8 protein-coding genes are annotated in these 9,229 nt (G+C 61.1%); all 8 read left to right on the top strand.

All coding sequences use genetic code 11. The features are described 5' to 3' along the window. Positions 1 to 201: 201 nt before the first annotated feature. The 8 genes from pgk to QZ079_RS05595 all read left to right on the top strand — a co-directional run bounded on the left by pgk (position 202) and on the right by QZ079_RS05595 (position 9,164). Positions 202 to 1,500: a phosphoglycerate kinase gene (gene pgk / locus QZ079_RS05630; protein ID WP_366926433.1), complete on the top strand. Its 1,299-nt coding sequence runs from the start codon at positions 202 to 204 to the stop codon at positions 1,498 to 1,500. Then, positions 1,487 to 2,266 (top strand): triose-phosphate isomerase, encoded by a 780-nt coding sequence (gene tpiA / locus QZ079_RS05625; RefSeq protein ID WP_297036172.1) that lies wholly within the window; start codon positions 1,487 to 1,489, stop codon positions 2,264 to 2,266. Before pgk ends, tpiA begins: the two co-directional genes overlap by 14 nt. A gap of 2 nt (positions 2,267 to 2,268) precedes the next feature. Next, complete coding sequence (gpmI, locus tag QZ079_RS05620) at positions 2,269 to 3,828, top strand: 2,3-bisphosphoglycerate-independent phosphoglycerate mutase (protein ID WP_297036169.1); 1,560 nt, start codon at positions 2,269 to 2,271, stop codon at positions 3,826 to 3,828. Between the two features lie 262 nt (positions 3,829 to 4,090). Next, positions 4,091 to 4,834: a transposase gene (locus QZ079_RS05615; RefSeq protein WP_297036166.1), complete on the top strand. Its 744-nt coding sequence runs from the start codon at positions 4,091 to 4,093 to the stop codon at positions 4,832 to 4,834. Between the two features lie 124 nt (positions 4,835 to 4,958). Continuing rightward, the gene (locus tag QZ079_RS05610) at positions 4,959 to 5,585 is read left to right on the top strand and encodes an HAD family phosphatase (protein WP_297036163.1); all 627 of its coding nucleotides are present in this window, start codon (positions 4,959 to 4,961) and stop codon (positions 5,583 to 5,585) included. Between the two features lie 165 nt (positions 5,586 to 5,750). After that, complete coding sequence (secG, locus tag QZ079_RS05605; protein WP_291288423.1) at positions 5,751 to 6,017, top strand: preprotein translocase subunit SecG; 267 nt, start codon at positions 5,751 to 5,753, stop codon at positions 6,015 to 6,017. Between the two features lie 336 nt (positions 6,018 to 6,353). Next, a complete protein-coding gene (locus QZ079_RS05600) occupies positions 6,354 to 8,036 on the top strand; it encodes an ABC transporter substrate-binding protein (protein ID WP_297036159.1) in 1,683 nt (560 codons plus the stop codon). Positions 8,037 to 8,126: 90 nt separating this feature from the next. After that, positions 8,127 to 9,164: an ABC transporter permease gene (locus QZ079_RS05595; RefSeq protein WP_297036156.1), complete on the top strand. Its 1,038-nt coding sequence runs from the start codon at positions 8,127 to 8,129 to the stop codon at positions 9,162 to 9,164. Positions 9,165 to 9,229: the final 65 nt, after the last annotated feature.

The raw sequence follows: 9,229 nt of genomic DNA, 5'->3' as shown, positions 1-9,229 counted from the left end.
TTTGTGGGAGTAGCTTTGTTTGTCTCTTCTTGTGTCGATCAGGTAAAATTTGGAGATAGCTTTCTGGAAAAAGCTCCAGGTGTGGCAGTAACGCAAGATACAATCTTCGGAAAAGCTACGTACGCTCGTGCTTTCCTGTGGAATACTTATAGTAAACTTTATTACGCGCTCCCTGTATATTGGAATACGGTGGAGGGGAAAATGAACACAGGAATCTTTGAAATGATGTCCGATTGCTGGCATAGCCACACGGATTGGAATGGAATTAACCGGAAATACTATTCAGGCTCTTATAAGGCAGGTGATGAGGATAGTAGCGATGATACGCGCTTTGGTTATACTAAAGAGAATTGTTGGGAGGCGATTCGTGCTGCATTACTTTTTGTGGAGAATGTAGAGCGGGTTCCGGATATGGAAGATGCGGAGAAAAAACGTTTGGCGGCAGAAGCTAAAGTGATTGTAGCATCTCGTTATTTTGATTTGTTTCGCCACTTTGGAGGGCTTCCGTTAATAAAGGAAACCTATGACGTGCAGCCTTCTTATGAATTGCCTCGCGCTACGGTGGAAGAAACGGTGAATTACATGATTAATCTTTTAGGCGAGGCTGCTGCTGAGGCTGCCGCCGCGCTCGAGCCCGGCCACGTCCTCGTGCTCGAGAACGTCCGCTTCGACAAGCGTGAGAAGAAGAACGACCCCGAGATCGCCAAGAAGCTCGCCGACCTCGCCGACATCTTCGTGCTCGACGCCTTCGGCACCGCGCACCGCGCCCAGGGCTCCGTCGTGGGTCCCGCCCAGTACCTGCCCGCAGTCGCCGGCTTCCTGCTCGAGAAGGAGGTCTCGACCCTCTCCGGCCTCTTCAGCGAGCCCAAGCGCCCGTTCGTCGCCATCCTCGGCGGCTCGAAGGTCTCCGATAAGATCGGCGTCATCGACCGCCTGCTCGACTCCGCCGATACCGTCATCGTCGGTGGTGGCATGGCTTACACCTTCGCCAAGGCTCAGGGCGGCAAGATCGGCAACTCGCTGTGCGAGGACGACTGGTGCGACCGCGCGCTCGAGATGCTCGACAAGGCTAAGAAGAACGGCGTGAACTTCCTGCTTCCCGTTGACAACGTCGTGGCCGACGACTTCGCGAACGACGCCAACACCAAGATCGCCAAGACCGGCGAGATCGAGGACGGCTGGCAGGGTCTCGACATCGGTCCGGAGACCGAGCAGCTCTTCGCCGATGCCATCGCGGGTGCCAAGACCGTCTTCTGGAACGGCCCCTGCGGCGTGTTCGAGATGGACACGTTCGCCCATGGCACCAAGGCGATCGCCGAGGCTATCGCAGCCAACCAGGACTGCGACTCCGTGATCGGCGGCGGCGACTCCGTTGCTGCCGTGAACAAGTTCGGCCTGGCCGACAAGATGACGTTCATTTCTACGGGCGGTGGCGCCTCGATGCAGCTCGTCGAGGGCAAGCCCCTGCCAGGAGTGGAGGCTCTCAATGACGCAGAGTAAGCGCACCCGCCTCATCGCGGGCAACTGGAAGATGAACAACGCGATCCCGGAAGCTGTCGAGCTCGCCCAGGCGCTCGTCGCCGCGCTGCCCGAGATCCCCGAGGGCGTCGAGGTGTGCGTGTGCCCGCCGACCGTCGACCTCCGTCCCGTTTCCTGCAAGGGCGGAATCAAGGAGAGCCCCATCAAGCTTGGTGCCCAGAACGTGTACTGGGAGGCCGCTGGCGCCTACACCGGCGAGACCTCGGTCGACATGCTCAAGAGCGTGCCCGTTGATTACTGCATTATCGGCCACTCCGAGCGCCGCGACTACTTCAAGGAGACCGACGAGGACGAGAATAAGAAAGCCAAGGCGCTCATCGCGGGCGGCATTGTCCCGATCTTCTGCTGCGGCGAGTCGCTCGAGACCCGCGAGGCCGGCGAGCACGTCGCGTTCGTAACCGGCCAGATCAAGGCCGGCCTCGAGGGCGTCGAGATCGCCTCCGGCGACGAGCTCGTCATCGCCTACGAGCCCATCTGGGCCATCGGCACCGGCAAGACCGCCACGGCCGATGACGCCCAGGAGGTCTGCGGCGCCATCCGCGCCACCCTCGTCGAGATCTTCGGCGAGGAGATCGCTTCCGGCATCCGCGTGCTCTACGGCGGCTCCGCCAAGCCCGAGAACATCGCCGGCTTCCTCGAGAAGGAGGACGTCGACGGCGCACTCGTGGGCGGCGCCTCGCTCAAGGCGGATAGCTTCGCCGCGATGGTCGAGAAGGCGGGCGAGTAGGGATGGCTGAGCGTCATCTTCCTGCGCTCCTGGTCATCATGGACGGCTTCGGCCTCGCTCCTGCGGGCGACAACAACGCCGTCTGCAAGGCCAACAAGCCTTACCTGGACAAGCTTTGGGAAGAATACCCGCACACCACGCTCGGCGCTTCGGGCGAGGACGTGGGCCTTCCCGCCGGCCAGATGGGCAATTCCGAGGTTGGCCACCTGAACATCGGTGCGGGCCGCATCGTGTTCCAGGAGCTTTCCCGCATCAACAACGCCATCATCGACGGCTCCATCGAGGAGAACCCCACGCTCGCGCATGCCATGTCCGACGTGGCGAAGATCGGCGGCACCGTTCACCTGCTGGGTCTTGTGTCCCCAGGTGGCGTGCACTCCATGCAGCGCCACGGCGAGGTGCTTTCCGTGCTTGCCGCCATGCATGGCGTGGAGAAGATCCGCTTCCACTGCTTCATGGACGGCCGCGACGTCGATCCGCATTCTGGTGCCGGCTACATCGAGACGCTCAAGGAGAACCTCGAGGCGCTTTCCAAGTACACCGGTGTCGACGCCCGCATCGCGACCGTGTCCGGCCGCTACTGGGCGATGGACCGCGATAACCGCTGGGAACGCGTCGAGCGCGCCTACGACGTCATCACGCAGGCGAGTGACACCGACACGGATCCTGTTGAGGGCGTCAAGGCGTACTACGAGAAGGACGAGCGCGGCGACGAGTTCGTCGAGCCCTTCGCCTGCCATAACGAGGGCGTGCACGACGGCGACGCCATGGTGTTCTTCAACTTCCGCCCCGACCGTGCCCGCGAGATGACCCGTGCGTTCACGCAGGACGGCTTCGATGGCTTCGAGCGCAAGGTCGCGCCCAGGCTCTCGCACTTCATCACCATGACGGAGTACGACGACACGTTCAAGAACGTGGAGGTCGCCTTCCCGAAGACCTTCCCCGAGAACGTGCTCGCCGATGTTATCGCGCAGAACGGCTTGAAGCAGCTGCACACGGCCGAGACCGAGAAGTACGCGCACGTTACGTTCTTCCTGAACGGCGGCGTGGAAGAGCCCAAGGAGGGGGAGGAGCGCGTGCTCGTGCCCTCGCCGAAGGTTGCCACGTACGACCTGCAGCCCGAAATGTCCGAGCCCGAGGTCACGGAGAAGCTCGTTCAGGCCATCGAGGCCGATGCGGCGGACTTCTACATCGTGAACTACGCGAACTGCGACATGGTTGGCCATACCGGCGTCTTCGATGCCGCGGTGAAGGCGGTCGAGGCGGTGGACGACGGCCTTTCCAAGGTCATCCCTGCTATCCTCGCTAAGGGCGGCTTCGCCCTCATCACCGCCGACCACGGCAACGCGGATCACATGTACGACGTGGACGCGGAAGGGGTGAAGCATCCCTTCACCGCGCACACGACGAACCGCGTGCCGTTCATCGTGGTTGACCCGAAGGCCAAGCTCACGGGCATCGAGGACGGACGCCTGTCCGACATCGCGCCCACGATGCTCTCGCTCGCTGGTCTCGAGCCGAGCGCCGAGATGACCGGTCGCATCCTCGCTACCGAGGAATAACGGTTGGATGGGGACGGGTTCGTTCCAACCCATCGCCTTGCAAGGGGTCGTCAGCGTCTGCTGGCGGCCCCTTTTCTGATGGGTTGGATGGGGACGGGTTCGTTTCAACCCATTTGAACGTTGATTATGCATCCTATAGCCCTTTATGGCTTCCTCAGGCCGTTCACCGAAGCGGTGTCCGTGAGCGGCGCACGCTTCGCTACGCTTGACCTCTTCGCAATCGTAGGAGGTTGCCCAATGATGCGTACGGGGAGGGATGACCATGCCTCGAGGGCCGCGACAGCAATCGGAATCCGGGTTCTATCATGTCGTTTTACGCAGAAACGGGAAACAGCTGCTCTTCGAGGACGACGATGATCGGCTTCGCTTCCTGGAATTGCTGAGTGAGAAGACCGAGGGCGACGGCATCGCCATCATCGCGTGGTGCCTTATGAGCAACCATGTTCATCTGCTCCTCGATGACCCCGATAGTCGGCTGAGCCATGCGATGCATGCGCTGGGCACGGCGTATGCGCGCACCTTCAACGAGAAGTCGGGGCACGTGGGCGCCGTATTTCAAGGTCGATTCAGGAGCATTCCCGTCACGAGCAATCGGCAGCTGCTGCAAGCGGTTCGCTACATCCATGAGAATCCCGCGAAAGCCGGCATCGCATCGGTCGATGGCTATCGGTGGAGCAGCTACGGAGATTACCTGCGCGGATCCGGCATAACCGATACGCGTCGCGTTCTTAGCATGATCGGAGGTCGCGAGGGCTTCCTCGGTTTTTGCGCAGACGGTCGCTTCGGCTTCTATTATCCGCGTGTCTCAAAAAGGGTTCCGGATGAAGACGCGGCGCGGGCGGCGGCATTCGCGCTCGATGGAATGGAGCCTCAACAAATAAAGGAGCTTCCGAAGAGCCGGCGAGACGCCGCGTTGCGCGCGCTCCGAGCTGCGGGCATCACGGTTAAGCAAATTGAGCGCTTAACGGGGATTGGGCATAACACAATTTCACGTATTACCATGTGAGCAGCGGCCAGTGGGTTGGATGGGGACGGGTTCGTTCCAACCCATCTTGGAAAGCGCTGCTGTGCTCGCGAAATGGGTTAGAACGAACCCGTCCCCATCCAACCCATGGAACAGGAGAGGAAGCATGAAGCGGATTGTGTTTTTTGATATCGATGGGACGCTGACGCGTGGGGCGACGTCGGGCGCGTATCTCGCGAACCTGCTGGGTCACGGGCGGGCAATGGAGGAGGCTGAAGCGGCTTACGCGCGCGGCGAGATCGATAACGACGAGGTCTGCCGCATCGACGCGGCGGGCTACGCAGGCCACAGCACGGAAGAGCTCTCCGGCATGCTTGAAGATATGCCGCTCGTCGACGGCGTTGCTCGTGCGGTCGAGGCAGTGCATGCCGCAGGAGGGGAGGCGCATATCGCGTCGCTTGCCTGGGGAGTGGTCGCGGCCTATCTATGCAAACGCTATGGCTTCGACGGCTATGTGGGCTCAGAGCTAGAAATGGAAGATGGTGTGTGCACGGGTGGCGTCGCCTTGGCGCTCGAGGGCGAAGGCAAGTGCGCCTATGCGCGCGAACTCTGCGTGAGCCGGGGTATCGATTTTGATGCATGCATCGCCATCGGGGACAGCCGTTCGGATATTCCGCTCTTCGAGCTGGTGGGAACGTCGGTGGCCTTCAACGCGACCGGCGAGGCGGAGCGCGCCGCGACACATGTCTATCGCGGGACGGATATCGCAGAGGCGCTTGCCCTGGCGCTTTAATGGGTTGGTTGGGGACGGGTTCGTTCCAACCCATCATAGAAAGCGCTGCCGTGCTTGCGAAATGGGTTGGAACGAACCCGTCCCCAACCAACCCCCAACCAACCCATCAAGTGTGGTACCATACCGTCCGTTAGACCGAATTCACGTCAACAGGAGTTTGAACCCATGGGTTTCTTCCAGATCCTCATCTTCATCGTATGGGCGCTCTCTGCGCTTGCGCTCGTCGCCCTCGTCCTCATGCATTCCGGCAAGGGTACGGGCATCTCGGACATGATCGCGAGCAGCCTGTACAACGCGAACGCCGCCACGGGCATCATGGAGCGTAACCTCGACCGCCTTACGGTCATCGTCGCCGTGGTCTTCGCGGTGTGCGTCCTGCTCTGCATGTTCTTCTTCCCGCAGGGCGGCATCGTAGGCGTGGACGTCATCTAAGCACGTTTGCACGGAGCTTACACGCCTCGTACATCGTTTCGAAACAATGCGATCGCGTATTCGCCGCACCGCACTCGTTGCATAGCGGTATGAAGTGCCTGATTGATACGTGGCTGGCCGGCCATCCTTGCGTTATGTAAGGAATGGCTGGCCTTTTCCGTATTACGTGACTTTGTCAAGCTAAAGTTTTTCCTGAACGTTTTATGCATTTACCGCTTACAAAACGTCAATAATCCGCTATCATATTGCGAAGCACGAGCTCGCCTCCATGCCATGGGCGAGTGGTTCGCTGCGTAGGCGGCGGGGGTCAGCCCCGCCCGATATTAAGGAGGAAGCATGGCAGATTTCGAGAAGAAGCAGCCGATGCTTGATCGTCGCCACTTCGTGGGCGGCGCGCTTGCGACGAGCGCCCTCGCGGCTCTCGCTGGCTGCGGCCAGAAGGGTGGCACGACTGCGGGTGGCAGCGGCAGCGCCGCGACCGGCGGCACGACCGGTGGTACCCTGCGCTACTACATCAACAACCCGACTTCCATCGACCCGTACAACCTCATGGAGGATCAGGGCACGCAGGTCGGCTTCCAGCTCTTCGACTCGCTCACGCAGTTCGACTTCGAGAACGAGGAGATCAAGCCCCTCGCCTGCGACAGCTGGGACGTCAACGACGACGCCACCGAGTTCACCTTCCACCTCAAGGAGGGGACGACCTTCCACAACGGCGACACCGTGGTCGCCGCGGACTGGAAGCGCGGTTGGGAGCGCATTCTCGACCCGAACACGAACCCCGAGTCGCCCTCCGGCATCGGCTACCACCTCGCGATGGTCGACGGCTACGACGCCTTCACCAAGGGCGAGGCCGATGAGCTCACCGGCGTGACCTGCCCGGACGACAACACCCTCGTGGTGAAACTCGCCTACAGCTACGCCGACTTCCCCTACGTTGCCTCGCACCCGGCGCTCGCGCCGGTGCCCGCCGTGGCGCTCGACGACTTCCAGACCTTCTTCCGCGCGCCCATCGGCAACGGCCCGTTCAAGATGGACGGCAAGTGGGAGGACGGCCAGTACATCAACATCGTCCGTTATGATGACTACTACGGCGATAAGGCCATCATCGACAGCGTGAACTTCATCATCCAGAAGGACCAGGAGACCGCCTACCGCGAGTTCCAGGCTGGCAACCTCGATGTCTGCGATGTGCCCGCCACCCAGATCCCCGAGGCCCGCGATACCTACGGCGAGTCCGAGGACGGCTACACCGCCACGCCCGGCCACCAGCTCCTGCTCGGCGGCGAGCCCTCGACCTACTACCTCACCATCAACTGCTCCGTGGCTCCGTGGGATAACGCCGACTTCCGTCGCGCCGTCTCCATGGCCATCAACCGCGAGGCCATCTGCGACGAGGTCTTCCACGGCACCCGCACCCCGGCCGACAACATCGTCCCGCCCGGAATCAACGGCTATGAGGAGGGCGTGTGGACGTACTGCAAGTATGATCCGGACGCGGCCAAGGAGCTCCTCGCCCAGATTTATCCCGATGGCAACATCCCGACCATCAAGCTGACCTACAACATGGACGGTGGCCACAAGGAGGTGATGGACGTCGTCATGGCTTCCCTCAAGGAGGTCGGCATCACCGCCGAGGCCGACACCAACGAGTGGACGACGATCCTCGATCGCTACGACATCGGTGATTACGAGATCGGTCGCTGCGGCTGGGTCGCGGACTATCCGATCATGGACAACTTCATGTACCCGCTGTTCTTCTCGACCTCGGGCGACAACTACTCCCAGATCGGTGACGACGCCATCGACGAGGCGCTCCTCGACGCGCGCGCCACGATCGACGATGCCGAGCGCATCGCCAAGTACCAGGAGGTCAACGCCACGCTTGGTGAGCAGTGCTGGATGATCCCGCTCATGTTCTACACCCACACCCAGGTCGTGGGCGACAACGTGGCCTACTACTACCTCGATCCGCTGAAGAAGGCGGATATGACCAAGGTCGAGCTCGTCTCGGCGTAAAGTTGGCGTATAATCAATACGTTTGACGGTTGGAGCGCCGACCCGAAAGGGTCGGCGCCCTTGTTGCTATCCCGATTAGAGGGGAACCTTATGGGAACTTACATCGCGAAGCGCGTGCTGCAGTTCATCCCGGTCTTCCTCGGCGTGACGATCATCCTCTTCGTGCTGCAGAACGTCGTGCCCGGCGACCCCATCAGGATGATTACCGGCGGGCGAGACGTGCCCGAGCAGACCGAGGAGATCATGCGCATCAACAACCACCTCATCCAGGTGGACGAGGACGGAAACGCTCTGCGCGACGAGAACGGCGACTACATCCCCACGTCGCTCGTCGACCGCTACCTCCATTACATGGGCAACCTGTTGCAGGGCGATCTGGGCACGTCGTATCAGAAGAAGGTTTCGGTGACGAGCATCTTCGCGGAGAAGTATCCCTACACGGTCAAGCTCGCCCTTTGCGCCATCGCGCTCGAGGCTGTCATGGGCATCGGCGCGGGCGTGCTCTCTGCCATCAAGCGCTACTCGTTCTGGGATATCATCGTGACGCTCTTCACGTCTGTCATGGTGGCAATCCCGGCGTTCTGGCTCGGTATGCTTTTGCAATGGTTCTTCGGCATCCTCATGAAGGAGTGGACGGGAGGCGCGTTCTCCATGCCCATCTCGGGTGCGGGCGGACCGGCCTCGCCGTACCAGGACTGGATGCACTACATCTTGCCCGCCTTCACGCTCGCGGCCGTGTCGACCGCGTACACGGCGCGCATCATGCGCTCCCAGCTCCTGGATGTCATGAACCAGGATTACATTCGCACTGCGAAGGCCAAGGGCCTCTCGAAGCGTTCCATCATCATCCACCATGCGCTCAAGAACGCGCTGATTCCGGTCATCACCTATATTGGCATCGACTTCGGAGCCATGCTCGCTGGAGCGATTCTCACCGAAACGGTCTTCAACTGGCCGGGTGTTGGATATGAGATCTACCGCGCGATCACGGCGCGCGACTGGCCCATCGTCATGGGCGGTGTGACCATCATCGTGGTCGTCGTGATGGTCATCAACCTTATCGTAGACGTGAGCTATGCCTTCCTCGACCCGCGCATTCGTCTGGGCAGCTCCAAGAACGAGGGATAGGAGGAACGCACATGAAGTACCCGAATCCCGTTCCGACTGCCGGTGCTCAGGCGGCCGCTCCCGCT

It is taken from the genome of uncultured Enorma sp. (genome assembly GCA_905210055.1).
Taxonomy (GTDB): domain Bacteria; phylum Actinomycetota; class Coriobacteriia; order Coriobacteriales; family Coriobacteriaceae; genus Enorma.
The sequence above is the reverse complement of the archived record's forward strand: the minus strand, read 5'-3'. Positions and strand labels throughout refer to the sequence as shown.

Excerpts from the sequence above, each read along its gene's own strand:
- pgk (WP_366926433.1), top strand. The coding sequence starts at position 202 with ATGAACACAGGAATCTTTGAAATGATGTCCGATTGCTGGCATAGCCAC.
- tpiA (WP_297036172.1), top strand. The coding sequence starts at position 1,487 with ATGACGCAGAGTAAGCGCACCCGCCTCATCGCGGGCAACTGGAAGATG.
- gpmI (WP_297036169.1), top strand. The coding sequence starts at position 2,269 with ATGGCTGAGCGTCATCTTCCTGCGCTCCTGGTCATCATGGACGGCTTC.
- QZ079_RS05615 (WP_297036166.1), top strand. The coding sequence starts at position 4,091 with ATGCCTCGAGGGCCGCGACAGCAATCGGAATCCGGGTTCTATCATGTC.
- QZ079_RS05610 (WP_297036163.1), top strand. The coding sequence starts at position 4,959 with ATGAAGCGGATTGTGTTTTTTGATATCGATGGGACGCTGACGCGTGGG.
- secG (WP_291288423.1), top strand. The coding sequence starts at position 5,751 with ATGGGTTTCTTCCAGATCCTCATCTTCATCGTATGGGCGCTCTCTGCG.
- QZ079_RS05600 (WP_297036159.1), top strand. The coding sequence starts at position 6,354 with ATGGCAGATTTCGAGAAGAAGCAGCCGATGCTTGATCGTCGCCACTTC.
- QZ079_RS05595 (WP_297036156.1), top strand. The coding sequence starts at position 8,127 with ATGGGAACTTACATCGCGAAGCGCGTGCTGCAGTTCATCCCGGTCTTC.